Origin of the sequence: Arthrobacter sp. YAF16, from assembly GCF_052113385.1 — a bacterium.
Classification (GTDB): domain Bacteria; phylum Actinomycetota; class Actinomycetes; order Actinomycetales; family Micrococcaceae; genus Arthrobacter.
Map to the genome: position 1 here is coordinate 244,291 of NZ_JBFRDC010000002.1, position 25,950 is coordinate 270,240.

Annotated in this window: 23 protein-coding genes and 1 tRNA gene; 12 read left to right on the top strand and 12 right to left on the bottom strand. The window is 68.1% G+C overall.

The features are described from left to right. Nucleotides 1-116 precede the first annotated feature (116 nt). The 4 genes from AB4Y91_RS08785 to AB4Y91_RS08800 all read right to left on the bottom strand — a co-directional run bounded on the left by AB4Y91_RS08785 (nucleotide 117) and on the right by AB4Y91_RS08800 (nucleotide 2,169). Nucleotides 117-1,040 carry a serine/threonine-protein kinase gene (locus AB4Y91_RS08785; protein WP_441418098.1) on the bottom strand — a complete coding sequence of 308 codons (924 nt, stop codon included), beginning with the start codon at nucleotides 1,038-1,040 and terminating at the stop codon, nucleotides 117-119. Further along, the gene (locus tag AB4Y91_RS08790; protein WP_441418099.1) at nucleotides 1,037-1,339 is read right to left on the bottom strand and encodes a hypothetical protein; all 303 of its coding nucleotides are present in this window, start codon (nucleotides 1,337-1,339) and stop codon (nucleotides 1,037-1,039) included. The genes AB4Y91_RS08785 and AB4Y91_RS08790 overlap by 4 nt, the downstream gene beginning before the upstream one ends. Before the next feature lie 106 nt (nucleotides 1,340-1,445). After that, nucleotides 1,446-1,949: a MarR family winged helix-turn-helix transcriptional regulator gene (locus tag AB4Y91_RS08795; protein WP_441418100.1), complete on the bottom strand. Its 504-nt coding sequence runs from the start codon at nucleotides 1,947-1,949 to the stop codon at nucleotides 1,446-1,448. A gap of 147 nt (nucleotides 1,950-2,096) precedes the next feature. After that, a tRNA-Lys gene (locus AB4Y91_RS08800) sits at nucleotides 2,097-2,169 on the bottom strand. A gap of 203 nt (nucleotides 2,170-2,372) precedes the next feature. Here AB4Y91_RS08800 and AB4Y91_RS08805 point away from each other — a divergent pair. The 3 genes from AB4Y91_RS08805 (at nucleotide 2,373) to AB4Y91_RS08815 (ending at nucleotide 5,051) form a co-directional block, all read left to right on the top strand. Further along, complete coding sequence (locus tag AB4Y91_RS08805; protein ID WP_441418101.1) at nucleotides 2,373-3,029, top strand: hypothetical protein; 657 nt, start codon at nucleotides 2,373-2,375, stop codon at nucleotides 3,027-3,029. A gap of 386 nt (nucleotides 3,030-3,415) precedes the next feature. After that, entirely contained in the window at nucleotides 3,416-4,033 is a 618-nt protein-coding gene (locus AB4Y91_RS08810) for a DUF47 domain-containing protein (RefSeq protein WP_441418102.1), read from the top strand. 1 nt (nucleotide 4,034) lies between these two features. Beyond that, nucleotides 4,035-5,051 (top strand): anion permease, encoded by a 1,017-nt coding sequence (locus AB4Y91_RS08815; RefSeq protein WP_441418103.1) that lies wholly within the window; start codon nucleotides 4,035-4,037, stop codon nucleotides 5,049-5,051. Nucleotides 5,052-5,068: 17 nt separating this feature from the next. Here the strand turns inward: AB4Y91_RS08815 and pstB are convergent, their stop codons facing one another. The 4 genes from pstB to pstS all read right to left on the bottom strand — a co-directional run bounded on the left by pstB (nucleotide 5,069) and on the right by pstS (nucleotide 9,192). After that, the gene (gene pstB / locus AB4Y91_RS08820) at nucleotides 5,069-5,848 is read right to left on the bottom strand and encodes a phosphate ABC transporter ATP-binding protein PstB (protein WP_441418104.1); all 780 of its coding nucleotides are present in this window, start codon (nucleotides 5,846-5,848) and stop codon (nucleotides 5,069-5,071) included. 46 nt (nucleotides 5,849-5,894) lie between these two features. Next, complete coding sequence (gene pstA, locus AB4Y91_RS08825; RefSeq protein ID WP_441418105.1) at nucleotides 5,895-7,004, bottom strand: phosphate ABC transporter permease PstA; 1,110 nt, start codon at nucleotides 7,002-7,004, stop codon at nucleotides 5,895-5,897. After that, complete coding sequence (pstC, locus tag AB4Y91_RS08830; protein WP_441418106.1) at nucleotides 7,005-7,937, bottom strand: phosphate ABC transporter permease subunit PstC; 933 nt, start codon at nucleotides 7,935-7,937, stop codon at nucleotides 7,005-7,007. It lies immediately after the preceding gene. Nucleotides 7,938-8,073: 136 nt separating this feature from the next. Then, on the bottom strand, nucleotides 8,074-9,192 hold the full coding sequence (pstS, locus tag AB4Y91_RS08835; RefSeq protein WP_441418107.1) for a phosphate ABC transporter substrate-binding protein PstS: 1,119 nt from the start codon (nucleotides 9,190-9,192) through the stop codon (nucleotides 8,074-8,076). Nucleotides 9,193-9,452: 260 nt separating this feature from the next. On the opposite strand from pstS, the gene AB4Y91_RS08840 reads away from it, so the two are divergent. From AB4Y91_RS08840 to AB4Y91_RS08870, 7 genes are all read left to right on the top strand, one after another. Next, on the top strand, nucleotides 9,453-10,580 hold the full coding sequence (locus AB4Y91_RS08840) for an FUSC family protein (RefSeq protein ID WP_441418108.1): 1,128 nt from the start codon (nucleotides 9,453-9,455) through the stop codon (nucleotides 10,578-10,580). A gap of 47 nt (nucleotides 10,581-10,627) precedes the next feature. Further along, nucleotides 10,628-12,001 carry a DNA repair protein RadA gene (gene radA, locus AB4Y91_RS08845; protein ID WP_441418109.1) on the top strand — a complete coding sequence of 458 codons (1,374 nt, stop codon included), beginning with the start codon at nucleotides 10,628-10,630 and terminating at the stop codon, nucleotides 11,999-12,001. A gap of 95 nt (nucleotides 12,002-12,096) precedes the next feature. Beyond that, nucleotides 12,097-12,432: an SHOCT domain-containing protein gene (locus tag AB4Y91_RS08850; protein ID WP_441418110.1), complete on the top strand. Its 336-nt coding sequence runs from the start codon at nucleotides 12,097-12,099 to the stop codon at nucleotides 12,430-12,432. Further along, nucleotides 12,432-13,925, top strand: coding sequence for a multicopper oxidase family protein (locus AB4Y91_RS08855; RefSeq protein WP_441418111.1), 1,494 nt, complete (start codon nucleotides 12,432-12,434; stop codon nucleotides 13,923-13,925). Before AB4Y91_RS08850 ends, AB4Y91_RS08855 begins: the two co-directional genes overlap by 1 nt. 113 nt (nucleotides 13,926-14,038) lie before the next feature. Next, a complete protein-coding gene (locus AB4Y91_RS08860) occupies nucleotides 14,039-16,135 on the top strand; it encodes a copper-translocating P-type ATPase (RefSeq protein ID WP_441418112.1) in 2,097 nt (698 codons plus the stop codon). A gap of 14 nt (nucleotides 16,136-16,149) precedes the next feature. After that, nucleotides 16,150-16,776 carry a class I SAM-dependent methyltransferase gene (locus tag AB4Y91_RS08865; protein ID WP_441418113.1) on the top strand — a complete coding sequence of 209 codons (627 nt, stop codon included), beginning with the start codon at nucleotides 16,150-16,152 and terminating at the stop codon, nucleotides 16,774-16,776. Between the two features lie 193 nt (nucleotides 16,777-16,969). Then, nucleotides 16,970-17,680, top strand: coding sequence for an EAL domain-containing protein (locus tag AB4Y91_RS08870; RefSeq protein ID WP_441418114.1), 711 nt, complete (start codon nucleotides 16,970-16,972; stop codon nucleotides 17,678-17,680). A gap of 32 nt (nucleotides 17,681-17,712) precedes the next feature. Here the strand turns inward: AB4Y91_RS08870 and AB4Y91_RS08875 are convergent, their stop codons facing one another. Together AB4Y91_RS08875 and AB4Y91_RS08880 are read right to left on the bottom strand one after the other, a co-directional pair. Further along, nucleotides 17,713-18,915, bottom strand: coding sequence for a fatty acid desaturase family protein (locus tag AB4Y91_RS08875; RefSeq protein ID WP_441418115.1), 1,203 nt, complete (start codon nucleotides 18,913-18,915; stop codon nucleotides 17,713-17,715). Nucleotides 18,916-18,929: 14 nt separating this feature from the next. Beyond that, on the bottom strand, nucleotides 18,930-20,003 hold the full coding sequence (locus tag AB4Y91_RS08880; protein WP_441418116.1) for a ferredoxin reductase: 1,074 nt from the start codon (nucleotides 20,001-20,003) through the stop codon (nucleotides 18,930-18,932). Nucleotides 20,004-20,101: 98 nt separating this feature from the next. On the opposite strand from AB4Y91_RS08880, the gene AB4Y91_RS08885 reads away from it, so the two are divergent. After that, a complete protein-coding gene (locus AB4Y91_RS08885) occupies nucleotides 20,102-21,304 on the top strand; it encodes a PucR family transcriptional regulator (protein ID WP_441418117.1) in 1,203 nt (400 codons plus the stop codon). A gap of 14 nt (nucleotides 21,305-21,318) precedes the next feature. Here AB4Y91_RS08885 and AB4Y91_RS08890 read toward each other — a convergent pair whose 3' ends face one another. Together AB4Y91_RS08890 and AB4Y91_RS08895 are read right to left on the bottom strand one after the other, a co-directional pair. Then, entirely contained in the window at nucleotides 21,319-22,689 is a 1,371-nt protein-coding gene (locus AB4Y91_RS08890) for a protein kinase domain-containing protein (protein ID WP_441418118.1), read from the bottom strand. 180 nt (nucleotides 22,690-22,869) lie between these two features. Next, nucleotides 22,870-24,483, bottom strand: coding sequence for a peptide chain release factor 3 (locus tag AB4Y91_RS08895; protein WP_441418119.1), 1,614 nt, complete (start codon nucleotides 24,481-24,483; stop codon nucleotides 22,870-22,872). Between the two features lie 332 nt (nucleotides 24,484-24,815). Between AB4Y91_RS08895 and disA the strand changes: the two genes are divergently transcribed. Continuing rightward, a complete protein-coding gene (gene disA, locus AB4Y91_RS08900) occupies nucleotides 24,816-25,892 on the top strand; it encodes a DNA integrity scanning diadenylate cyclase DisA (protein ID WP_441418120.1) in 1,077 nt (358 codons plus the stop codon). Nucleotides 25,893-25,950 lie beyond the last annotated feature (58 nt).

The window sequence follows — 25,950 nt, forward strand, 5'->3', positions numbered from 1 at the left end:
GTCCGACGGACACAGGAAGAACGCCGAAGGCCGGCCTGCACTGAGCGTGCAGGCCGGCCTTCTGACGTACCGGGAGTCGAACTTCGAGTCGGTCAGCCGGCCACTCGGTCCGCGCCTCAGCCGACCAGACGGAGCGGCGGGAGTGCACGGGCCAGCCGCGTTGCCAGCTTGTGGGCCGCCGCCGCCGAGGGCCGCGCCGCTGGGTCCATCGCCGTCATAGCCGTCAGCAGCGACACCCAGCCGGCACCGAGCTGGGCCGGAATTTCCGGTCCCCGCAGGGTGCGGGCCACGAGCGACTCGACCGGCGTCCCGGGATAGGCCTTCACGCCGGTGAGGCACTCCAGCAGCACCAGTCCCAGCGCATAGACATCCGTGGCAGCGTTGACGGGCTGACCGGCCGCCTGCTCCGGGCTCATGTAATGCACGGTGCCCGACGAATCCCCCGGTTCAGGGGCTGTCCCGGCCGGCGTGGCGATCCCGAAGTCGGCGATTCGTACCGAGCACCTCCGGAGCGCACTGAGCAGGATGTTTGCGGGCTTGATGTCCCGGTGGACCAGGCCGCGCGCGTGGACGTGCCCCAGCCCGGACAATGCGGCGGCGGCCCAGCCGGCCACTTCCTCCGGCCCGGTGGCGCCGCCGCGGATCCGCTCGGCCAGGCTGCCCCCGTAGGCGAATTCTTCGACCAGGAAGGGCCGGCCCGCCCACTGGTCACCGGGCGGGACCGTGCCGGCGGCAATGAAGCGGACCACGGCGGGGTGATCCAGGGAGGCGAGTACGCGCGCTTCTGCGTGGATCCGGTTGGCGTGCTTCTCGGCGGGACCCTCGGCCGCCTTGATGGCGACCGGACGGTCGTTGAGCAGGTCTGTTCCGCGGAACACCGTGGCAGTCGCCCCGCGTCCCAGGAGCTCGTGGACCAGGAAGCGTCCGCCGGGAGCGTCCGGCAGCGGCAGGACCCTGGCATTGAGGCCGGCGCCGGACGCTGCTGCCGCTCCGGACGCGGGGCGGCTGTGTGCCACCGCGAGCACTGGAAGGGCGGTCACGAAAGCGCGGCCAGCGCGTTGGAAGTGTGGACAATGCCATCAAGCTGGAAACCGCAGGAGCAACGCCACACCGGCGGCAGCTCCGCGGAGCCGATCCCGGCGTCGAACGAGTAAGCGGACATGGCGTCCAGCGCCGGGGCAGTCCACTCCATCGGAGCTCCGCAATGGCTCGGTGCCTTGCTCGCGGTGGTCAAAGGCAGGACGGGGGCCGCGGCGCCCGGCTCTGCCGGGGAGTCCGGCGCACCCAGAGGGGCCGCACCGGCTCCCGGGATCCCGGTGATCGTCAACAACTCAGCCACGACTCCTCCACGAAAACGATTATCTAACACAAGTAGTAAGCATACATATCACTAGTCCAACTAGCTAGTTGCTGTCTAGATAATCTTCGCGGATGTTCCTGTCGGCTTAGTGGCGCTCGACCTGTTCGGTGAGGGCATCGGCCATCCGGCGCAGGAAGGACACGATGATGCGGCTCTCCTCCGCGCTGAGCTCTTCGGCCACCGCCAGCATCCTGCGGTGCATCTCCCCCAGCGTCTCGCGGACTTCCGAATCCGTCGCGGCGGTCGGCACGATCACCAGGGAGCGGCGGTCCGTGGGATGGGGCTCGCGTCGCACGTGGCCGCTGCCGACGAGCCGGTCGATCAGCGAGGTGGTGGACGCCGTCGTGATGCCCAGCGTCCGGCTCAAGTCCTTGGGGCCCACCCGCTCCCCGGCGGCCTGGGCGCGCAGCAGATAGCGAAGGGCCAGCAGGTCGGTTTCCCCCATGCCCATCGAGTCCCGCGTCGAGCGCCTGGTGGCAACCTCGGCGGCGCGGTAGCCGCGGAGGGCCTGCAACACCGCGGTGGGCGGGTCAAGCCGCTCATCCGGCCCATACCAGTACCCTGAGCCTGCTGCGCTGTCCGAGTTCATCCGATAATCCTAGCCGATCTAACTACTAGGCAGGCTTGCTTACTGCACGGGGACGGCCCGGGCGGGCGCGTCAGTCCCCGGACGCAAAAAACCCCCGGCGTCCTGTCGCCAGGATGCCGGGGGTTTTTCCACTCTTCGCTAAAAGAGTGGGCCCTGTGGGGATCGAACCCACGACCCACGGATTAAAAGTCCGATGCTCTACCAACTGAGCTAAAGGCCCCAGCCGACAGCCCCAACCGGCGGAAAAATCCGCTGTTGAAAGGCGCGTCGGCCCAGTCCATTTCTGGACGTTAATACTGTACCCCAGACGCAGGCGAGCTTTGTCACCGGGCCCGACGCGCCGCCGTCGTCCGCTTCCCGGGCGTTGTCCCCGCACACGGGGGCATGCTCGATTCCCGGAATGCACAGGAGTAGCGTGGTGGCATGAGCGAGCAAGCAGGAGCCAGCAGCCCCGGACCGCACCGTCACCACAAGCCGAAGCCCTTTGCGCCGATCGACTTTGAGCCTTTCGCCGGGGGTGCGGACCCGGCGCGGGTTTCCGAGGCGGCCCACCTCGCAGCCCAGGCGCTCGTCCGCCGCGGACGGGACAGCGACGACCCCAAGGTCACGCGGCGGCTGGTCAAACTCGCTGATGAACAGGGCCTCGATGCCATAGCCGAAATGTGGGCGGAGAGCCCGGCGCGGTCCCTCCCTGGCGCGCTCTGGCGGCTTTACGCGCTGCGGGCCGCCACGATCCGGGATCCGGAACGGATTTCGGTCTACTTCAGAGCGGGCAAGGACACCGCCCAGGTGTCCCACGTGGTGGCCGGCGCAGCCGAGCCTCCGGGCGCCGAGGAAATGAAGTCAATGGCGGACGCCATCCTCTCCGGCGCCTTCGACGGGGAGTTCGACGTCGCACTGGAGCGCTCGGCGGCATTCTGCCGGGTGGTGGCGCTGGGCCAGGCCACACTTGCCGACGGCGCGGAGCACAGCAACGCCAACCACGCGAGCAAGCTGACGCGGAATTCACACCTCCTGGTCAAGACCGCCGAGGACCTCGAACATGCCGCCAACGCCTGGCGGCTGGGCGAGCTGGACTGAGCGCTCCGGCGGCTGGTGGGCGCCGGAATTCGGCCGTTTAACCCACCGTGCGGGCACTGTCAATACGCACGCCGGGGCCCTGCTGTCAATGTTGACTTGGTCCCCCCGAAGTAGAAAACTAAAGGCGGTGCCGAGCCGCGAAACCCCCGGGCTTCAACAATTAGCCGCCTAGAGCGGCCTACCGCCGAGAGGCGTATCCGGTTCGGCACCATTTTCATGCCCGCTGCCAGTGGCCCGTTCCGGCCGGCCCGGCGCCTGCCCCGGCCGGCCGTTCCCGCCGGCCGAAGTCCGGGCGGTAAAGTAAACCCCATGCGCGGGCCATCGTCACGTTCCAGGACCGGCAGACAACGCCCGTGTAAGCCTCGTCCGGAGACCGGTAACCCCACGTGAAGCTGCGCCTTTTCCCCCAGGAGCCCGCAGGGCTGAACCTGCTGTCCCAGATGGCCCACCAGATAGCCGTGGCCACGGGAACCCTCTCGGAGATCCTTGGCGCGCCCGCCAGCGAACATGCGCGGCTGGTGGAGGACATGCACGACCACGAGGCGAAGTCGGCAGAACTGCATTTTGCCCTCCTGACCCACATGCGGACCAGCTTCTTCAATCCGCTCCCCCGCGAGGACATGTATGCGCTCTCCCGTTACCTCAACGAGGCAATGGAGAAGCTCGACGCCGCCGCGGACCTCGTCTTCCTGTACAAGCTGGAGCGGCTGCCCAAACGCGCGGCCGACCAGCTGGAAATCATCAGCCGGCAGGCCGAACTCACCGTTGACGCCATGCGCCAGCTGAACAACCTCGATGACCTGGAGGACTACTGGATCGAGGTCCTCCGTCTCACCAAGCGGGCTGAGCGCACCCACCGGGTCTGGGTGGCGGACATGATCAAGGACATGAAGTCGGCGCAGTACGCGCGCAACCGCGACATCGCGGACCAGCTCGTGGAAGTCACCAAGGACATGCGGCGGATCGCCACCCAGGTGGGCAGCATCATCGTCAAGGAATCCTGAGGTGTCCGTCGTTTTCTTTGCCCTGGTGGTGCTCTTCGCCGGGGCGTTCGCCTTTCTCAACGGCTTCCGCGACGCGTCCTCCTCGGTTGCCCTCGCGGTCCGGACGCGTGCCCTGACCCCCACCGTCGCGGTGCTCCTGGCCGGGCTGTTCAACTTCATCGGCGCCGGGCTGAGCGCAGCCCTGGCGCTGGAGGTCAGCCGGACCTGGGTGGTTCTTCCGCCCGGCGGCAACGGCCTGACCATCCTCATCGCCGGCCTGCTGAGCGCCGTGCTCTGGGGCCTCTTCACGTGGTGGCGCGGCATCCCGGCCTCCTCGACACACGCGCTCGTGGGGGGCCTGGCCGGGGCCGGCGTCGCCAGCGTCGCGGTAGGCGGACACTCGGTCCTGGGCGTGGACCAGTCCTTGCTTTTCCAGGTAGTGCTGCCCCTGCTGCTCTCCCCGGTCATCGCTTTCGCGGGCGCCTACCTGCTGGTCTGGCCCGCCACGTGGGCAGCCCGCTACACACCGCCGAGCGTCGTGAATACCAGGTCCAGGCGCGCCCAGGCCATCGCCGCCGGCGCCGTCGCTTTCGGCCACGGCCTGCAGGACGGCCAGCGCACCAGCGCCGTGCTGATCCTGGCGATGCTGGCCGCGGGGCTCCCCGACGGCGGCACCACCCCCGTCTGGGTGGCGCTCCTGACCGCGGCCATGCTGACGGCAGGCACACTCGCAGGCGGGTGGCGGATCTCCTACACGATCGGCTACCGGATGATCCGGGTCGACCCCCTGCGCGGCTTCGTCGCTCAGCTCTACAGCAGCGCCATCCTGCTGGTGGGCGCGATCGGCCTGCACTGGCCGATTTCCACCACCCACACCGTGACCTCCGCGGTGCTGGGGGCGGGCACCAACCAGAGATACACGGCGACCAACCGCCGGCTGGTGCTGCGGATCCTCGCCTTCTGGGCACTGACGCCGCTGGTCACCGCCGCGGCGGCCTTTGTGCTGGAACTCGCCCTGTCGCCCCTCGCGGGGCTCTAGGGACCCGTCGGCTGCTCTTATCCGAAGCGGCCGGAGACGTAATCCTCGGTGGCCTTCACGGAGGGGTTGCTGAAGATGGTGTGGGTGTCCCCGTACTCGATCAGCTTGCCGGGCTTGCCGGTGCCGGCGATGTTGAAGAACGCCGTCTTGTCCGAGACGCGGGCAGCCTGCTGCATATTGTGGGTCACGATCACCACCGTGTATTCGTCCTTGAGCTCGTTGATGAGGTCCTCAATGGCGAGCGTGGAGATCGGGTCCAGCGCGGAGCAGGGCTCGTCCATCAGGATCACCTGGGGCTCCACGGCGATGGCGCGGGCGATGCAGAGGCGCTGCTGCTGGCCGCCGGAGAGCCCCGAACCGGGCTTGGCCAGGCGGTCCTTGACCTCGTTCCAGAGGTTGGCGCCGCGCAAAGAGCGCTCCACGAGCGAGTCCGCCTCGCCCTTGGAGATCTTCTGGTTGTTCAGCTTCACGCCGGCCAGCACGTTGTCCCGGATGGACATGGTGGGGAACGGATTGGGCCGCTGGAAGACCATGCCGATCTGCGAGCGCACCGTCACGGGGTCCACGCCGGGACCGTAGAGGTTGTCGCCGTCGAGCAGCACTTCGCCTTCCACCCGGGCGCCGGGGATGACTTCGTGCATCCGGTTCAGGGTGCGCAGGAAGGTGGACTTGCCGCAGCCGGAGGGGCCGATGAAGGCGGTGACGGACTTGGCGTCGATGTTGATGTTGACGTCCTCGACGGCCAGGAATTTGCCGTAGTAGACGTTCAGGTCTTTGACGTCGATGCGCTTAGACATGCTGTTCCTTCACTTGTGGTGGTGGGGCCGGGTGCCTGCGGTGGCCTTAGCGGCCGGCCTTCGGGGCGAAGATGCGGGCCACCAGGCGGGCGGCCAGGTTGAGCAGCATCACGAGGATGATGAGGACCAGGGCCGCGCCCCAGGCGCGCTGGTCGGACGGACCCGGGTTGGACGGCGAGGTCGGGTTGAGGATCTGCGTGTAGATGAAGGTGGGTAGCGAGGCCATCCAGCCGCCAAACACGTTGTTGTTGATGGAGGTGGCGAAGCCGGCGGTGACCAGGATCGGGGCGGTTTCGCCGATCACGCGGGCAATGGCCAGGGTGACGCCGGAGGCGATGCCGGAAATCGCCGTCGGGATGACCACCTTGAGGATGGTCCGCCACTTGCGGACGCCGAGGGCGTAGGCGGCTTCGCGGAGTTCGTTCGGCACGATCTTGAGCATTTCCTCGCTGGAGCGGACCACCACCGGGATCATCAGCACCGAAAGTGCGACGGCGGCAACGGCCCCGGTCTTGGTGCCCGGGCCGACGACTGCGAAGAAGAACGCTGCGGCGAACAGGCCGGCCACGATTGAGGGGATGCCGGTCATCACGTCGACGAAGAAGGTGATGGCACGGGCCAGCGCCCGGTCCTCGCCGTATTCGACGAGGTAGATCGCGGTCAGCAGGCCCACCGGGACCGAGATGACGGTGGCGAGCAGGGTGATCTGCACGGTGCCGACCAGGGCGTGGTAGATACCGCCCAGCACGGGGGCGCCCTGTTCGACCACCTTGTTGTCGTAGGCACCGGTGACCCCGTTCATCGAGGTGGTCAGGAAGCCGGGGTCCACCAGTCCCGGCAGACCCTTGACCAACACGGTCCAGATCACCGAGATCAACGGCAGCAGGGCAATAAGGAAGGCTCCGGCGACGAGGCAGGTGGCCAGTTTGTCCTTAGCCTTGCGCGAGCCCTCAACTACGGCGCTCCAGCCGACGAGCCCGGCGGTGAAGAGCAGCGCCGAGACGATGCCCCAGCCGAAGGCGTTGAAGCCGACCAGGGCCAGGATGGCGGCACCGATGACGAGGGCGAGGGCCAGGACGATGTACGGCGCGGCCTTGGGCAGCTGCCCCTTGGTCAGGGCCGAGCGTTTGCGCACCGGGGTCAGGGTGGAGGTCATTTAGTTGGCTCCCGAGAATTCTTTGTGCCGGGTGATGATCCACCGGGCAATCATGTTCACACCGAGGGTGATGACGAAGAGCACCAGGCCGGCGGCGATCAGCGTGCTGACCTTCAGGCCGCTGGCTTCGGGGAAGTTCAGGGCGATCTCGGCGGCGATGGTCTGGTTGCCGGACTGGATCAGGCTTGCCGTGAGGGCGCCGGAGGAGAGCACGAGCGCGACGGCCATGGTTTCGCCAAGGGCACGGCCCAGGCCCAGCATCACGGCACTGACGATGCCCGGGCGGCCGAACGGCAGCACGGCCATCCGGATCATTTCCCATCGGGTGGCGCCAAGGGCCAGTGCGGCCTCCTCGTGCAGCTTGGGGGTCTGCAGGAAGATTTCGCGTGAGAGCGAGGTGATGATCGGCAGGACCATCACCGCGAGCACGATGCCTGCCGTCAGGATGGTCTTGCCGGTGGCGGACGCCGGGCCCTGGAAGATCGGCAGCCAGCCCAGGTTTTTCGCGAGCCAGTCGTAGGCGGGCGCGATTTCCTTCGCCAGGAAGGCGGCGCCCCATGCACCGTAGACCACCGAGGGGATGGCGGCCAGCAGGTCCACTACGTAGCCAAGGCCGGACGCCAGCCGGCGCGGGGCGTAGTGCGAGATGAAGAGTGCGACGCCGATGGCCACGGGGGTGGCGATGACCAGCGCGATGACGGCCGCGATGAGGGTGCCTATGACGATCGGCCAGATGTAGGCGAAGAAGCCCTCGCCGCCCTGGATATCGGCGGCCGGGGCGGTGAACGCGGGAATCGCCTGGATGACGAGGAAGAGCGCAACCCCAAACAGGACGGCGAGGATCAGGCAGCCCGCTGCCAGGGTGGCCCCTGAGAAGACTTTGTCCCCGGCACGGCCTGCGCCCTGGGGTTTGGTCAGGGAGGTGGAGGTCATACCTGGCCCTTCGGTGTCGGTGTTGCGGATGTACGGAACGTCGTGGAACGGCCCGTAGCGGAACTGCGGGTGACGCGGCTAAGTTCCCCGCCCTGCCATACGGCGGGGCGGGGAACTCGACCGTTCAATTCAAACCTTACGACTTGACCTTGATGGATTCGATCGCCTTGACACCCTTTTCGGACAGGGCGGAGGACAGCGGAGCCGACTTGGCGGACTCGGCAGCGGCCTTCTGGCCCTCTGCGGAAAGTACGTACTTCTCGAAGGCCTTGACCAGGTCAACGGTTTCCTGCTTGGCATAGGTGCTGCAGAGAACGTGGTAAGAGACCAGGACCAGCGGGTAGGCGCCGGCTTCGGTGGTGGTGCGGTCCAGCTTGATGGCAAGGTCGTTGGCGCCGCGGCCCTCGACAGGCTTGCCCAGGTCGACGGCCTTGGAGGCCGCTTCCGGGGAGATCTTGACGAACTCGGAGCCAACCTTGATCTGGGCGGTGCCCAGCTTGCCGCTGACGGCCGAGTCATCGGCGTAGGTGACCGCACCGGCGGTGTCGGTGACGGTCTTGACGACGCCGGAGGTGCCCTTGGCGTTCTCGCCCTTCAGCGAAGCCGGCCAGACACCGTCAGCCTTGTCCTTCCAGACGGCGGGAGCCGCTGCGGAGAGGTACTCGGAGAAGTTCTTGGTGGTGCCGGAGTCGTCAGAGCGGTTGACCGGGGTGACTTTGAGGTCCGGCAGCTTGGCGTCCGGGTTCAGCGCGGTGATGGCGGGGTCGTTCCACTTGGCGATCTCGCCGCGGAACATCTTGGCCGCAGTGGTTGCGTCCAGCTTCAAGTCCGTCACGCCCGGCACGTTGAACGCGATGGCGATCGGCGAGATGTAGACGGGAACCTCGATGGCGCCGTCGGGGCCGCACTGGTCCTTGGCCTTGGCGACTTCCTCGTCCTTGAGGTAGGCGTCGGAGCCGGCGAACTGGGCCGAGCCGTCGAGGATGGCCTTGCGGCCTGCGCCGGAACCGTCCGGGGAGTACTGCACGTTCGCGCCCTGGTTGGCGGAGGCGAAGTTGGTCTTCCACACGTCCATGGCTGCACCCTGCGCGGAGGAACCGATGCCGGTCAGCGTGCCGGTGACCTTGGAGCCAGAGGCCGCCTGGGTGCCCGCAGTGGTGTTTGTTGCGTTGTCCGAACCGCAAGCGGTGAGCGCGAGTGCGCCGGCTGCGATAACAGCAATGGCCGCGTTGCGGCCGAAGCGTGATGCCTTCACTAGATGTACCCCTTCCAGGGTTATTCAGATGCGTGTCGGACCGGAGACGTCCGAGCAATAAAGACGGTGGATACGTTTTGTACCTTTACCGAAGTTAGGTGCCCCAGGTGAAGAGAATTGGGGTCCAAAGTGAACGGAGGGTTAACGACGTCGGACCATTGGTCGACGACGGACGGGTCGGTCTTGCGTTAGCTGAGTCACAGCCGTAGGGGCCGCGTCCCGCAACCTTGGCGCCGCGGACAGCAAATAGACTGGTGGGCATGGCCTCCGCTACTGGGTTCACCGCAAGCGCACGATTCCTGCGCGGCCGGGTCCGCACCGGATTTGTCCGGAGCCGTAATTCGCTGGTGCCTGCGCTCCAGATGACGGCCTGCGCGGTAGGGGCCTACGCCTTCGCCGAGTACGTCCTGGGCCACACCGGGCCGTTGTTCGCCGCCACCTCCTCCCTGATCGCCCTGGGCTTCTCCCGTGATCCGCGGCTTCGCCGCGTCGTGGAGGTAGGCCTGGGCTGCACCATCGGCATCGTGGTGGGCGACCTGTTGCTGCACTGGCTGGGCGCGGGAATCTGGCAGGCCGCCGTCGTGCTCCTTTTCTCGATTCTACTGGCGCGCTTCCTGGACAGCGGAACTATTTTCACTACCCAGCTGGGGCTGCAGTCCCTGCTGGTGGTGCTGCTGCCGGCTCCCGCCGGAGGACCGTTCACCCGGAGCATCGACGCCGTCGTGGGCGGCGTCTGCGCGCTCCTGGTGACTTTCCTGATCCCCAAGGATCCGCGGCGCGAACCCCGCAACGACGTGAAGAAACTGCTCCACGAACTAGCGGAGGTGCTGCGCGAGTGCTCCTCGGCCCTGACCCACAGTGACTCCACCCAGGCCTGGCATGCGCTGATCCGGGGGCGCAACTGCCAGCCCCTGGTCGATGCGATGCGCCAGACGCTGCGCTCCTCCGGCGAGGTGGCCACCCTGGCCCCCGCCTACCGCCGGTACCGGGACGAGCTGGACCGGCTGGCGCAGTCGGTGGACTTCATCGACCTCGCGCTGCGCAACAGCCGCGTGTTTGCGCGCCGGTTGACCAGCGCGATCAACCACGCCGCGCTCTCGGACGAGGCCACCGAGAACATTGCCGAGGTCCTGCAGGAGACTGCCGCGGCGATCGACGAACTCGGCCTGGGGCTGGCGGAGGTGCACGACGGCGTCCGCCGCGCCCACCTGCGCACGGCCCGGGTGGAACTGAGCGAAACGGCGGGCCGGCTGCACCCGCGCCTGCTGGACGTGCAGCGGCTTGAGGGGGAAACCGTGGTTATGCTCTTCCGCCCGCTCATGGTGGACCTGCTCGAAGCCGCCGGCATGGATCCGAACGAGGCCCGGGACATCCTGCCCGCCCTCTAGCCCCGGCTGCCGGCCAGGATGTCAGTGCCCCCGGTTAGGGTGGAGCAATGGCAACAAAGACTTCCCGCGCCGCCAAGGCGCCGGGCTACAAGTGCGCGGAGTGCGGCTGGACCACGGCCAAGTGGGTGGGCCGGTGCGGCGAGTGCCAGGCCTGGGGCACCGTTGAAGAGACCGGCGCCGCCGTGGCGCGGACGACGGCGGCGACCACCGTCCTGGAGCCGGCCCGCCGCATCGCCGACGTGGATGCCACGACGGCAGCGTTCCTCCCCACCGGGGTAGACGAACTGGACCGCGTGCTGGGCGGCGGACTGGTTCCCGGCGCCGTAATCCTGCTGGCCGGCGAGCCCGGCGTGGGCAAGTCCACGCTGCTGCTGGACGTCGCGGCCAAGTTCGCCCGCACCGCCCAGGACGTCCTCTACGTCACCGGCGAGGAGTCGGCCGCCCAGGTGAAGCTGCGCGCGGACCGGATCGACGCCGTCGCCGAATCGCTCTACCTCTCCGCCGAAACGGACCTCGGCCAGGCGCTGGGGCAGGTGGAAAAACTGGAGCCGAGGCTGCTGGTTGTGGACTCGGTCCAGACGCTGAGCAGCGCCGACGTCGAAGGCAGCGCCGGGGGCGTCTCCCAAGTCCGCGAAGTCGCGGCCTCGCTGATCGCCGCCGCCAAGCGCCGCAACATGACCACCCTGCTGGTGGGGCACGTGACCAAGGACGGCTCCATCGCCGGGCCCCGGCTGCTCGAGCACCTGGTGGACGTGGTCTGCCAGTTTGAGGGCGAGCGGCACTCCCGGCTGCGGCTGCTGCGCGCGGTGAAAAACCGCTACGGCCCCACCGACGACGTCGGCTGCTTCGACCTGAACGAGGACGGCATCGTCGGCCTGGCCGATCCCAGCGGCTTGTTTGTCTCCCGTACCAAGGACCCGGTGTCCGGCACGTGCATCACGGTGACGCTGGAGGGCCGTCGGCCGCTGCTGGCAGAGGTCCAGTCCCTGCTCGCCGAAAGCGCCAACGCGCAGCCGCGCAGGGCCACCAGCGGCCTGGACAGCTCCCGGGTGGCGATGCTCCTGGCCGTGCTGCAGCAGCGCGCCGGCTGCCTGCTGCACAAGGATGACTCCTATGTCGCGACCGTGGGCGGGGTGAAGCTCAGCGAACCCGCCACGGATCTCGCCGTGGCCCTGGCCGTTGCCTCGGCGAAGGCCAAGAAGCCGCTTCCGCAGCGGCTGATCGCGTTTGGCGAGGTAGGCCTGGCCGGCGAGGTCCGTCCGGTCCCTGGGATCAACCAGCGCATCCAGGAAGCGCACCGGCTGGGGTTCACGCACGCCGTGGTACCCGCCAGCCCCAACGGGCCAGGCCCGGTCCCGGCGGGCTTCTCGGTCCGGGAAGTCAGCCACCTGGCCGAGGCCTTGAGCCTGCTCATCAGCTGACGGCGCCTGGTCGGAGGGCGACTTAGGACCCTAGCGCTACTGTCCCGGCGGGAGCACCATGGGATCAGTAACTTCCGTTGGCGAAGGGAACAGTCATGATGTGGGGTTACGGGCAGAACCTGTGGTGGATGTGGCTGTGGGGCGTGCTCTTCCTCGTCGGAGTCGCGGTGCTGGTGCTGCTCGCGGTCCGGATCTTCGGCGGGCCCGGCCACGGAGCGCAACCCGGGCCGGGACACCCCGGTCCCTACGGCCAACCAAGTCCCTACGGCCAACCCGGGCCCTCGCCCCAGCCGGGCACGCCCGGCCGGAGCCCTGGAACCCCGGGCGGCAGGAGCCAGGCCCGGCTCATCCTCGATGAGCGCTTCGCGAGAGGCGAACTGACGGCAGAGCAGTACCGCGAGCACGTTAAGGAACTCGGCGAGGGGCCGTAGTGCCTGCTATCAGCCGCCGCAGCGCCTTGTTGCTGGGCGGGGCCGGCCTTACCGGCACCGTTGCCGGGGGCGCCGGCCTGTGGTGGACCCTCAACTCGCGGCCGTCGCCGGTGACCGGGGAGCCCCTGGGGCAGCCTTCGGCGCTCAGCAGTTCGGGCGGCCTCCTGGAAGCCAGCCTCCAGGCTGCCCCGGGCCAGTTCCCGCTGGCCGGACGGCAGGCGGGGGCGCTGGGCTACAACGGCAGCATCCCCGGACCCACCCTCCGGCTGCGCGCCGGGGACGTGCTCAGGCTCAAACTGGTCAACAAGCTGGCCGAACCCAGCAACCTGCACCTGCACGGACTCCACGTCTCGCCCCAGGGCAACGGCGACAACGTGTTCGTGGCCGTTGACCCTGGCAGCAGCTTCGACTATGAATACCGGCTCCCGGCCGGGCACCCGCCGGGCTTGTACTGGTACCACCCGCATCACCACGGCCGGGTCTCCGACCAGATCTTCGCGGGCCTCTTCGGCGCCATCATCGTCGAAGATCCCGTGCCGGTGCCCGCGAGCGCCGAACGCGTACTGCTCGTCTCGGACACCAGCCTGGATGGTGCCGGGAACGTGGCCGAGGCCTCGCAGCAGGACCGGATGGCCGGGCGCGAGGGTGCGCTCCTGCTGGTGAACGGCCAAGCCAATCCCCGTTTGGGCGCGCGGCCGGGGCAACGGGAACGGTGGCGCATTGTGAACTGCTGCGTGGCCCGGTACCTGCGTTTGCGGCTGGACGGGCAAAAGCTGCAGCTCCTGGGCATGGACTCCGGACGGTTCCGGTCGCCGTCGGACGTTCAGGAAGTGCTGCTGGCGCCGGGGAACCGGGCGGATCTGCTGGTCACGGCCGCCCTCGGGCAATCCGAACTGCGCGCGATGCCTTATGACCGCGGGACCATGCCCGGCATGAGCCGGCGCCGCATGGGTCCGGGCCTGCCGGCGGAGCAGGACGGGCCGGCGGATCCGGCCGGCACCACCTTGGCAACGCTGGACGTGGCCGGCGACCCGGCCCCGCCAGCCCCCGTCATTTCAGCCGGGGCCGCCCCGCCTGAGTTGCGCTCCGCCGCCGTCGCCGCGCGCCGGCAGCTGGTGCTCGCCACTCCCATGGGGCCGGGGTCGGGTCAGGGAATGGGCGCGGGAATGATGGGCTTCACCATCAACGGCCTGGTCTTCGACGAGCGAAGGACGGACACCACCGTTGCCGCCGGGACGGTTGAGGAGTGGGTCCTGGTCAACCGCAGCCCCATGGACCACCCCTTCCACCTGCACGTGTGGCCGATGCAGCTCATAGCGGAGAATGGCCGCGCCCTGGAGACGGCGGTTCTCCGGGATGTAGTCAACGTGCCGGCCAACGGCCAGTGCACGGTCCGGATCGCATTCCGGGATTTTACCGGCCGCTCCGTCTACCACTGCCACATCCTGGACCATGAGGACCTCGGCATGATGGGCGTCATCGAGGTGCGCTGACCCCGGGTTCGGAGTGCCCGGCCGATGCAACGACGCTCTTGCCAAGCATACCCCCCGGGGGTATGTTTGAAGTCGGTAACAGGACAGCCACGACTTCTCCGGAGGCAGGAACCATGGACCACCAGCACAGCGGACAGACAGACCAACTGCGGGCCGGCACCGGCCACTCCGGCCACGTCCAGCCACAGCCCGGCCGGGACGATGAGCACCTTGTGCACAGCCACGGCCAGCATGCCGGCCACAGCGTCGCGATGTTCAAGAACAGGTTCTGGCTGACGCTGGCGCTGGCGGTCCCCGTGGTGCTGTTCAGCCCCATGTTCGGACACCTGCTCGGCTATGTGCCTCCGGTTTTCCCCGGTTCGGCCTGGATCCCGCCGGTACTGGGGACCGTCATCTTCTTCTATGGCGGGCAGCCCTTCCTCAAGGGCGGCCTGGATGAACTGAAGAGCCGCAAACCGGCCATGATGCTGCTGATCGCCATGGCCATCAGCGTCGCTTTCGTCGCCTCGTGGGTCACGAGCCTGGGCATCGGGGGGTTTGACCTCGACTTCTGGTGGGAGTTGGCCCTGCTGGTGGCGATCATGCTGCTGGGGCACTGGATCGAGATGCGCGCCCTCGGCTCGGCGCGGGGCGCGCTCGATGCCCTCGCCGCACTGCTGCCGGACGAGGCGGACCGGATCACCGCAGCGGGCACGGAGACCGTCAAGGTCAGCGAACTCCTGGCAGGGGACACCGTCCTGGTCCGCTCCGGAGCCAGGATGCCGGCCGACGGCGTGGTCGTCGACGGCCAGGCCGAGTTCGACGAGTCGATGATCACCGGCGAATCCAAGACAGTGCTCCGCTCACCCGGAGACAAGGTCGTCGCCGGGACCGTGGCCACGGACAACACGGTCCGCGTGCAGGTCACCGCCGTCGGGGATGACACCGCCCTGGCCGGGATCCAGCGGCTGGTGGCCGAGGCGCAGGCCTCTTCGTCCAAGGCCCAGGCCCTGGCCGACCGGGCTGCAGCATTCCTGTTCTACTTCGCCGCCGGCGCCGGCGTCATCACGTTCATCGTCTGGTCCCTGCTGGGCAGCATTCCCGACGCCGTCACCCGCACCGTCACCGTGCTCGTGATCGCCTGCCCGCATGCCCTGGGCCTGGCCATCCCGCTGGTCATTGCGATTTCCACCGAACAGGCCGCCCGGGCCGGAGTCCTGATCAAGAACCGGATGGCACTGGAACGGATGCGGACCGTCGACGTCGTCCTCTTCGACAAGACCGGGACCCTCACCAAGGGCGAACCCGCCCTCAAGGACGTCGCCACCGCCGACGGCGTGGACCGGGACAGCCTCCTGGCGCTGGCCGCGGCCGTCGAGGCAGACAGCGAGCACCCGGTGGCACGTGCAATCGTCCGGGCGGCACGGCAGCAGGGCCTGCAGATTCCGGCGGCTACAGGATTTTCGTCCATGACCGGCCGCGGCGTCCGCGCCACGGTCGGCGGCAGGACCATCCAGGTCGGCGGCCCGGCCCTGCTCCGCGACCTCGAAGCGGAAGAACCGCAGGCACTCGCAACTGCCACCCGGGCCTGGATGGACCGCGGCGCGGCCGTGCTCCACGTCATTGACGGGGATAAAATCCTGGGGGCCGTGAGCCTCGAGGACGCCGTGCGGACCGAGTCCCGGCAGGCCGTAAAGGCCCTGCAGGACCGTGGCATCAAGGTCGCCATGATCACCGGCGACGCCCGTCAGGTCGCCCGCGCCGTTGGCGAGGAACTCAACATCGACGAGGTCTTCGCCGAGGTCCTGCCGGCCGATAAGGACAAGAAAGTTGCCGAACTGCAGTCCCGCGGCTTGAAGGTGGCGATGGTGGGCGACGGCGTCAACGACTCCCCCGCGCTGGCCCGGGCCGAAGTCGGCATCGCGATCGGCGCCGGTACCGACGTCGCGATGGAGTCCGCCGGCGTCGTCCTGGCCGGAAACGATCCCCGGGCCGTCCTGTCCATGCTGGACCTTTCCCGGGCCAGCTACCGCAAGATGTGGCAGAACCTCATCTGGGCCACCGGCTACAACATCGTCTCCGTCCCGCTGGCCGCCGGCGCCCTTGCCTTCGCCGGCGTCGTCCTCTCCCCCGCGGCCGGAGCGGTGCTGATGTCCGCCTCAACGATCGTGGTGGCGCTGAATGCACAGCTGCTGCGGCGCCTTAAGCTCAATCCGGCCCAGGTCCGCTGAACCAAAGGACGCCCATGGATGCCCACACCCCGTCGTTCGGACGCTCGTATGCCCGCGTCGGGCCCCGGATGGACGCCCGCGGGGCGGCCGACCACCGGCGGCGCCTCGTCGAAGCGGCCCACGGCGCCGTCGTCGAGATCGGGGCAGGCTACGGCGCGACCTTCCCGTTCTATCCGCCCGCGGTGACGGGGGTGCTGGCGCTCGAACCGGACCCCACGCTCCGGGCGCTGGCCCTGGCCGCCGCAGCGACGGCGCCGGTGCCGATCACCGTCCTGGACGGGGTCGCCGAGTCGCTGCCGGCCCCGGACGGCTCGGTGGACGTCGTCGTCTCGAGCCTCGTGCTGTGCAGCGTGGCCGAGCCGTCCGCCGCCCTGGCCGAAGCCGTCCGGGTCCTCAAGCCGGGCGGCCAGCTGCTGTTCTATGAGCACGTCCGCTCCACGCACCGCGTTCTGGGGTTGGCCGAGGACCTGCTCACACCGCTCTGGAGCCGCCTGGCCGGCGGCTGCCACCCCAATCGGGACACTCCGTCCACCATCGTCCGGGCCGGCCTGGCAGTCGAGTCACTGGACCGCTTCGGCTTCGCGGTGCTGCCCGGCAATCCGCCGCTGGCCCACGTCCTGGGGGTGGCGGTCAAGGCCTGAGCCGGCCGCCGCACCAGGGACACGGGTCCGTTACAGCGGGGCGGAGGAGGCCCGCGACACGCGCCTTTCACCCCGGACACGGCGGGATCCCGGCTGCGGCTGTTGCCCTACAGTGGACGTAATCATCGAAAGGACCCCCCACATGGCATGTGACGGCTGCACGGCTTCTCCAAGACTCGACTTTGATTTCAGCATGGCTTTCCAGCCGATCTACGACGCCGTCGCCGGCCGCGTCTGGGGCTACGAGGCCCTGGTCAGAGGCTTGTCGGGCGAGGGCGCCTATGACGTTCTGTCAAAAGTCTCACCGGAGCAGAAGTACCGCTTTGACCAGGCCTGCCGCGTCAAGGCAATCGAGCTGGCATCCCGACTCTTTCCTGCGGGTGAGGAGCTGATGCTGTCGATCAACTTCATGCCCAACGCGGTCTACGAACCGGCTGCATGCCTTCGTGCGACGCTGCAGGCAGCCGCGCGATGCAGCTTTCCGACGTCGTCGATCATGTTCGAATTCACCGAAAATGAGGAGGTCTCGGACACGGCACACCTCACGAACATCATCACCGAGTACCGCAAGCACGGTTTCACCACCGCCATCGACGATTTTGGCGCCGGCCATGCGGGACTTGGCCTCTTGGTCGATTTCCAGCCCGACCTGATCAAGGTCGACATGAAACTCATCCGAGGGATCGACTCCAGCCCGGCCCGCCAGACCGTCGTCGCCGGCATCGTCGGCATCGCCAGGGAGCTGGACATCACGGTGCTCGCGGAAGGCATTGAGACTGAAGCGGAGTTCCTGGCCCTGAAGGCAACCGGCATCCGCCTGTTCCAGGGATATTGGTTTGGGAAGCCCGCCTTCGAGGAGCTCCCCCGGGTCCACCAGGAGTCGGTTCTCAGCAGCACCGCTTAGCGTCTACCGCCTCCCCCGGCGGACCCGGGCGCCTAGGCCTTCTTCGGCGGCAGGGCCAGCCGGAAGATCTTGGCCCAGGTGGAGCCGACCTGCTTCCAGATCGGGCCCGTGGTGTACGGCAGGCCGTAGCGGCGGCAGATCTCCTGGACCTTCGGGGCCACCTCGGCATAGCGGTTGGACGGCAGGTCCGGGAAGAGGTGGTGCTCGATCTGGTGCGAGAGGTTGCCGGTCATCAGGTGCATGAACTTGGAGCCGGAGATGTTGGCCGAGCCGATCATCTGGCGCACGTACCAGTCGCCGCGGGTCTCGCCGTCGACCATTTCCTCGGTGAACGTATCCGTCCCGTCCGGGAAGTGCCCGCAGAAGATCACCGCGTGGGCCCAGACGTTGCGGACCGCGTTGGCGGTCAGCGTGCCGTAGAGGGCCTGCTTGCCGGAGCCGGTGAGCATGGCGACGGCGGGCGTGGCGGCGTAATCCTTGGTGAACTGCTTGAGGGCCTTGCGGCCGAGCGCCTTGAGGTCCTTATTCAGGGCTTCTTTGGACTTCCTGCCCTCTTTGTAGTCCACGAGTTCGAGGTCATAGATCGCGATGCCCCACTCGAAGACCGGCGCCAGCAGCGCGTTGTAGAGAGGGTTGCCCAGGTTGAAGGGCTTCCATTCCTGTTGCGGATCCATGCGCAGCAGGTTGTACCCGATGTCGTTGTCCTTGCCGACGACGTTGGTCCACCGGTGGTGCAGGTCGTTGTGGGTGTGCTGCCAGGAACGCGCCGGGGTGACAAAGTCCCACTCCCAAGTGGTGGAGTGGATGTCCGGGTCCCGCATCCAGTCCCACTGGCCGTGCAGGATGTTGTGTCCCAGCTCCATGTTTTCCAGGATCTTGGCGAAGCTCAGCAGCGTGGTGCCGGTGACCCAGGCGGCCTTGTTCTTGCTGACCAGGAGCGCAGCGCGGCCGGAGATCTCCAGGCCGCGCTGGATCTTGATCATGCGGCGGATGTAGGCGGCGTCCGAGGAGCCGCGCTTGGCGAGGATGTCGTCCTTGATCGCGTCAAGTTCGCGGCCCAGCTCCGCCACCTGCTCGTCCGACAGATGCGCTGCGGCGGGCGGCCGGAGCAGCGGGCTGCCCGTCTCGGCGAGCGCCCCTGGCCGCTTCTTTGCGGCGGCAACGACTGCGGATCCGGACTGGGCGCCAGTGTTGCCGCTTTCGGCAGTATCCGGCTTATCAGCAAGTGTGGTCATGTGGTGGTTTCTCCTCAGAGGTCGAGGTTAACGGGTCCGGCGGCTGCCGAGACACACGTTTGGATTAGTTGGCCGGGCTCGCCGTGGACTTCGCCCGTGCGCAGGTCACGGATCTGGCCGGCCCGGAGCGGGATGAGGCAGCTGTGGCAGATGCCCATGCGGCAGCCGCTCGGCATCAGCACGCCGGCGTCCTCACCTACGTCGAGCAGGGGGGTGTCGCCGTCGGCTTCGACTTCACGGTCGGAGGCTTCGAAGGTCACCAGACCGCCGTCGTGCCCCTCGCCGCCGGCCAGGTTGGTGCTGAAGCGTTCGATCGTCAGGGTTGCGGCCGTGTCCTTGGTGCCGGGCGCGGCCTCGGATTCCCAGAGCGCCTCGGCGTCGTCGAGGAAGCCCTCGGGGCCGCAGGCGTAGGCGGCGCGGTCCCGCCAGTCCGGGCACAGCGCGTCGAGTCCCGCCGCGGTGCTGAAGTCGAGCCGCCCGCGTTCCCCGGTGAACCAGTGGGTGACCTTGAAGTTGGGGAACTGGTCTGCGAGTTCGGCCAGTTCCTCGCGGAAGATGGCGTCGGCCGCCGTCCGCGCCGTGTGGATGAGGACCACGTCGGCATCGGGACGGTGCGGGACAAGCGTGCGGACCATCGACATCACCGGGGTGATGCCGCTACCCGCGGTGAGCATCAGCAGCGGGCGCGGGTGTTCGGGGAGGACGAAGTCGCCCTGCGGCGGCGCGAGGAAAAGGACGTCGCCCGGCTTGGTGGTGCGGACCAGGGTCCCGGAGACGGCCCCCATGTCCGTGACGGTGATGGCGGGGTCCTCGCCGGCGGGCGCGCTGAGCGAGTAGGACCGCCAGTGGCGCACGCCGTTGAGTTCGACGCCGATGCGGGCCCACTGGCCTGCGCGGTGCGCTTGCCAGCCTCGGCCGGGACGGAAGAAAATGGTGGCGGAATCGGCCGTTTCTGGAACCACCCGGGTAACCACGCCGCGCAACTGGCGGGCAGAAAACACGGGGTTGAACAGCGACAGAATGTCTTCTGGAGCTAGTGGGGTGGTCAGTAGAGATGCGGCGCGCGCCAGCTTACGGAGCCGGATCATCTACTAAGCCTATGTCAGGTTGGGTCATAATTCTTCACCCAAGGCATACGATCGACTCAAAGAAACTATCTCCACGAAACAATTTTGGGATACCCGTCATGGATGCTCCTCCCGCCGGCCACTCCGGCTACCCCGCTTACGATCCGCCGTGGCTGGCGTTGCCGAAGGAGGTCAGCGACATGCTCCGGCCCAGGATGCCCGGCATCGTGGAGGCCATCATCGACGCCGTGCCACAGCTGGTTCCCGCCTATGCCCGGCCGATCGAGGGCCGCTTCGGGCGGGGGCTGCGGCGCGGCGTCGCGGCCGCCCTGGACCGCTTCCTGCAGCTTCCGGGCACCACGCTGCCGGCGCTTTCCGAGGAGAGCCGGCAGCTGGTGGCGGGCCTGGGCAGCGGCGAGTTCCGGCAGGGCAGGAGCATGGATGCCCTGCTCAGCGCCTACCGGATGGGGGCCCGCGTGACGTTCCGGGAGATGTCCAAGGTCTCGGTGGAACACCATCTAGGCCAGAACGTGGTGGTGGACCTCGGCGAATCGATCCTGGCCTACATCGATGAGCTCTCCGCGGTCAGTGCCGAGGCCTACGCTTTTGAGCAGTCCGAACGTGCCGGCGCGGTGGACCGGCGCCGCACCGAGCTGCTGGACCTGCTGCTGCTGGGGCAGGCGGACGAGGCGGCGCTGCGCCAGACGGCGGCGATGGCGGACTGGTCCCTGCCCCCGCGATTGACGGTCGTGACGCTGCCGGTGGACCGGGCCGCCGGGCTGCGGCTGCGGCTGGGCCCGGGAACCCTGGTGATCGAACGCGAGACCGACGCCGTGGCTCTGGTCCCGGTCCGCAACTCCAAGTCCGCCCGGAAGGACCTCGACAAGGCACTCCGGGGCCGCGGCGCCTCCGTGGGTCCGGCCGGCGGCTGGGAGAAGGTCCCCGAGTCCCTGCGGCTGGCCGTGCTGGCGGCATCGGTGCTGCCGCACCGGGACGGTCCGGAGGACGCGCCGATCTGGGCGGATGAGCATCTCGCGGCGGTGATCCTCGGCGCCGAGCCCTCCGCCATCACCGAGCTGGCCAACCGCCGCCTGGCCCCGCTCGAGGGTCTCCGCCCGGCGCAGCGCGAACGGCTCGCCGAAACCCTGTTGTCCTGGCTGCGGCACTGGGGGCAGCGGGCGCCGGTGGCCGCCGAACTGGGCATCCACCCGCAGACCGTCGGCTACAGGGCGGCCCAGCTGCGCGAACTGTTCGGGGACGCGCTGGAGGACCCGGTGGCGCGGTTTGAGCTGGAGCTCGCGCTGCACGCCGGCAGGCGCTGACCCGGGGACCAGCGCTAGCTGGCGATCGCCTCGCGGCTCTGCAGCCGCATTTCAAGGTCGTTCATGACGATCGCGGCCAGGTCCTCGAGCGTCCGTGTGTCCTCGGCGGTGAAGTGCCGCGGCTGCCGGTCCAGGATGCAGAACGTGCCGAGGTTGAAGCCGTCCGGGGTGCGCAGCGGAACGCCGGCATAGAACTGCAGGCCAAACTCCCCGGCTACGAGCGGGTTGGACAGGGTCCGCGCGTCCCTCGCGGCGTCCTCGATGATCCAGGGCCCGTCCTGCAGGATCGCCGAGGCGCAAAGCCCCGGATCCCTGCCGATCTGGGTGACTTCGGTGCCGTGGTGGGCCTTGAACCAGATCCGGTCGTGGTCCACGACGCTGACAATGGCGACCGGCACCGAAAACACGCGGGCTGCCAGCGCCGCGATCCGGTCAAAGGCGCCGTCCGCCGGGGTGTCCAGGATCCGGTACCGCTCGACGGCGCGCATCCGGCCGTCCTCGTCGTTCGCCGCCGACGCACTGTTCTGCCGGTGACGGCCGGCGCCGTTGATGACTTCCTGGCGCAGGGCAAGGGAAACCTCGCGGGCGTCCGGCCGGGTGGCCGGATCGCGGGACAGCATGGAGGACAGCAGCGCCACCCACATGGGGGCGAGCTCCTCCGGGATCTGCGGGTCGTGGAGCAGCCGGGCGACGGCGGACTGGATCGGCGCGCCAGGGTAGGCCATCTTGCCGGTCAGCCCCTCGAGCAGCACGAGTCCGAGCGAGTAGATGTCGCTGGCCGGGCCGGCCGGTTCACCCCCGGCCTGCTCTGGGCTCAGGTAGGCCGGGGTCCCGGAGGTGCCGCCGTCGTCGTCCGCGCGGTTGTGCCCCAGGATGGCCGCGACGCCGAAGTCGGTCAGTTTCGCCCGGGGGCGGCGGTCGTCGTTGCTGTAGTCCACCAGGAGGATGTTGGCCGGTTTGATGTCCCGGTGCACGATCCCGTGGTGGTGGATGTAGGAGAGCCCGTCAGCCAAGTCGTAGCCGATGTGGGCCATGTGCGCGGCGGAGAGCGGGCCCTGCAGGGACCGGTGGCGCAGGTCCTGGCCGCGGACAAGTTCCATCACGAGGTAGGTCAGCCGGGACTCCGGATTGCTGAGGTCGGCGCCGGCGTCGAACAGGGTCACCAGGGCGTGGTGGCTCATCCCCGCGAGGATCCGCACCTCCTGGCCCTGGCGACGGGTGTGCTCAAGGTCGTCCGCGTCGTTGCGGAAGAGCTTGACCGCCACCTCGCGCTGCAGCAGTTCGTCGTGCGCCCGGTAAACAGTTGATTGGCTTCCCCTGCCAATGAGGGCCTCGATCCGGTACCGCCCGCTGAGCAGGAGGCCGGATTCCATAGATATTGTCAACGAGTTTTCTTGTTCCCTCAATACGGGTCCGCACATGGAATCGGACAGAGCAGTCCCAAAAGCCGGCCAGATCGGCAAGCGCCCGCGAAATTAGCAAGGTTACTTATGTTACCGCGGAATGCGGATTCCGGAAGACCTGCGGGCGGGAAATTTCCGGGACCCCGGCGGGGCTCGCGAAGGCTATTTAGCCGGGTTGTGCGTGCCGATCGGCACCAGCGTCAGATCCGGGTGGTTCTTCTCGATCCGGCGCAGCGCCCAGACGTCGTTGAACAGGGCCAGATACTCGCCGTCGGAACGCAGCAGCACCTCGGCGCCTTGTACGTTCGCGAGCGTGGGCATGGCGTCCGCCGTCGTGATCCTGGCCAGCGAGTAGGGCAGCCGTTCGAGCCGCATCGGGGCGCTGAAGTCGTGTGCCATCCGGTCCTCAACCACTTCGAACTGCATAGGACCGACGGCGGCCAGCACAGGGGCCTGGTCGCCACGGATGTCGGAACGGAGCACCTGGATGACGCCCTCGTGCTCCAGCTGTTCGATGCCGCGGCGGAACTGCTTGAAGCGGCTGGGGTCCTTGGAGCGGGCCACCTGGAAGTGCTCGGGGGCGAACAGCGGGATCGCCGGGAACTCCACCGGCTGCTCCAGAAACAGGCTGTCCCCCACGCGCAGCGAGGAGGCGTTCACGAGGCCCACGACGTCACCGGGGAAAGCCTCGTCGATCACCTCGCGTTCGCGGCCGAACACCTGCTGGGCGTACTTCGTCGCGAATGATTTCCCGGTCCGTCCCTGCGTGACCACCATGCCGCGTTCGAAGACGCCGGAGCAGACCCGGATGAACGCGACGTGGTCACGGTGGGCCTTGTTCATGCCGGCCTGGACCTTGAAGACGAACCCGGCGAACGGGGCGTCCACGGGGCGCGCGGCGCCCTCAACGTCGGGCCGCGGGGCAGCGGGAGGGGCGAAGTCCACGAGGGCATCGAGGATTTCCTTCACGCCGAAGTTCAGCGCGGCGGAGCTGAACAGGATAGGCGTCGCCTTGCCGGCGTGGAAGGCCTCGACGTCGAACGCCAGGTTGGATTCGATCACCAGGCCGGCCTCGTCCACGGCGTTGGACCAGTCGCCGCCCTGGCTGGCGGCGGCCTCCTCCGGGGTGAAGTACTCCGTCAGGGCGATGTTGGCGCCGGCATTGTTGCGCTTGAACCGGGCAAAGCGGTCGTTCCGCAGGTCCCAGACGCCGCGGAAGTCACCGGAGATGCCGACCGCCCAGGTCAGGGGCATGGGCTGCAGGCCGGTCCGTTCGGTGATCTCATCCATCAGGGCCAGGGCGTCCAGGCCGGGCCGGTCCCACTTGTTGATCACGGTGATGATGGGCAGGTTCCGCTGCTTGCAGACCTCGAAGAGCTTCATGGTCTGGGTTTCCAGGCCCTTGGCGGCGTCCACGAGCATCACGGCGCAGTCCACGGCGGCCAGCACCCGGTAGGTGTCCTCGGAGAAGTCGGCGTGGCCCGGGGTGTCCAGCAGGTTGATGACGGTGTCGCGGTAGGCGAACTGCAGCGCTGCCGAGCTGATCGAGATGCCGCGGTCCTTCTCCATCTGCATCCAGTCGGAGACGGTTTCCTTGCGGTTGGCCTTGCCGCTGGACGCGCCGGCGGTGCCGATCACCTTGGCGTGCAGGGCCAGGGCTTCGGTCAGCGTGGACTTGCCGGCGTCGGGGTGGGAGATGACTGCGAAGGTCCGGCGCCGGGCTGCCTGCTTGTGAATCTCGTGGACTCTGGCGGGGCTGTGGACTTCTTGGGACACGGTGCTACTTTCGCTGCGGCTGGGAACGGGTCACGGCGCGAAGAGCCCGCGGTACACCCTAGGCATCAAGTTTATCGCAGGCGGCGGCAGGCCCGGGCGGACGGCCGAAAACGCAGGTTCCGCCGGTGGGCGGGCGGCCGTCTGCGCGGGACCCCCGGGCAGGCGTAAATGGGGCACTTTGAGGCTTGACCGTGCGGAAACAGCCCGCCGTTGCCCCTATGATGGTGCATACGGGAAACCGGGCACTTTTGTTCTTGCCGGCCGCTGATGGATTTGTCATCAAAACCGGCGCACTTGCGGGCTGCGGCCTGCACCTTTGAAAGGGAATACCTATGGCTCGGAGTCCCGAGGATGCACTTAAGGCGACTCTGGCCAGGGTGGCGCCGGGGACGGCCCTGCGGGACGGCCTGGAGCGAATCCTCCGCGGACGTACCGGCGCCCTGATCGTGCTGGGCATCGACCGGACCATCGAATCCATCTGTTCGGGTGGCTTCGAAATCGGCATCGACTTCTCCCCCACCCGGCTGCGTGAACTGGCCAAAATGGACGGCGCCATTGTCTGCGACAAGGATGCGAGCAATATCCTGCGGGCCGGCGTCCAGCTGGTGCCCGATTCGAGCATTGAGACCCAGGAGACGGGAACCCGGCACCGGACCGCTGAGCGCGTTGCCATCCAGACCGGCGTTCCGGTCATCTCCGTGAGCCAGTCGATGCAAATCATCGCGCTTTACGTCAACGGCCTGCGCCACACCTTGGAAGGCTCGGAGAAGGTCCTGGCCCGCGCCAATCAGGCCCTCGCCACGCTGGAGCGGTACCGCTCCCGTCTGGACCAGGTGACCAGTTCGCTGTCGGCCCTGGAGATCGAGGCCATGGTGACGGTCCGCGATGTGGCCGTGACCCTGCAGCGCCAGGAGATGGTGCGGCGCATCTCCGAGGAGATCTCCCAGTATGTGCTGGAACTCGGCGAGGACGGCCGTTTGCTCTCACTCCAGCTGGATGAACTGACGGTGGGCCGCGGGCCGGGCAGCGACGTGATCATCCGGGACTACTCGGGCCCCAGCGCCTCCGCCGCGGATATCGAAAACGCCGTCAAGGCCCTGGTGAACCTGGGCCCCACCGAGCTCATCGACCTGGGCAAGATCGCTGGCATTGTCGGCTTCGCCGGCGGTGAGGCGAACCTCGACGCCGTCGTGCAGCCGCGCGGATACCGCCTGCTTTCCGGGCTCAAGGCGGTGCCGAAAGCCGTTGCCGACCGCCTGGTGGACCACTTTGGCGGGCTGCAGTTCCTGATGGCTGCCACCATTGATGACCTCATGACGGTGGACGGCATCGGCGACCAGCGCGCCCGGACGGTCCGCGAAGGCCTGAGCCGGATGGCCGAGGCCAGCCTGCTGGACCGGTTCCTCTAGACCGGTTCCTTTGGGCCCCGCCTAACCCCTGTCCGCTGCTCCGTAACCGCCCTTTTCG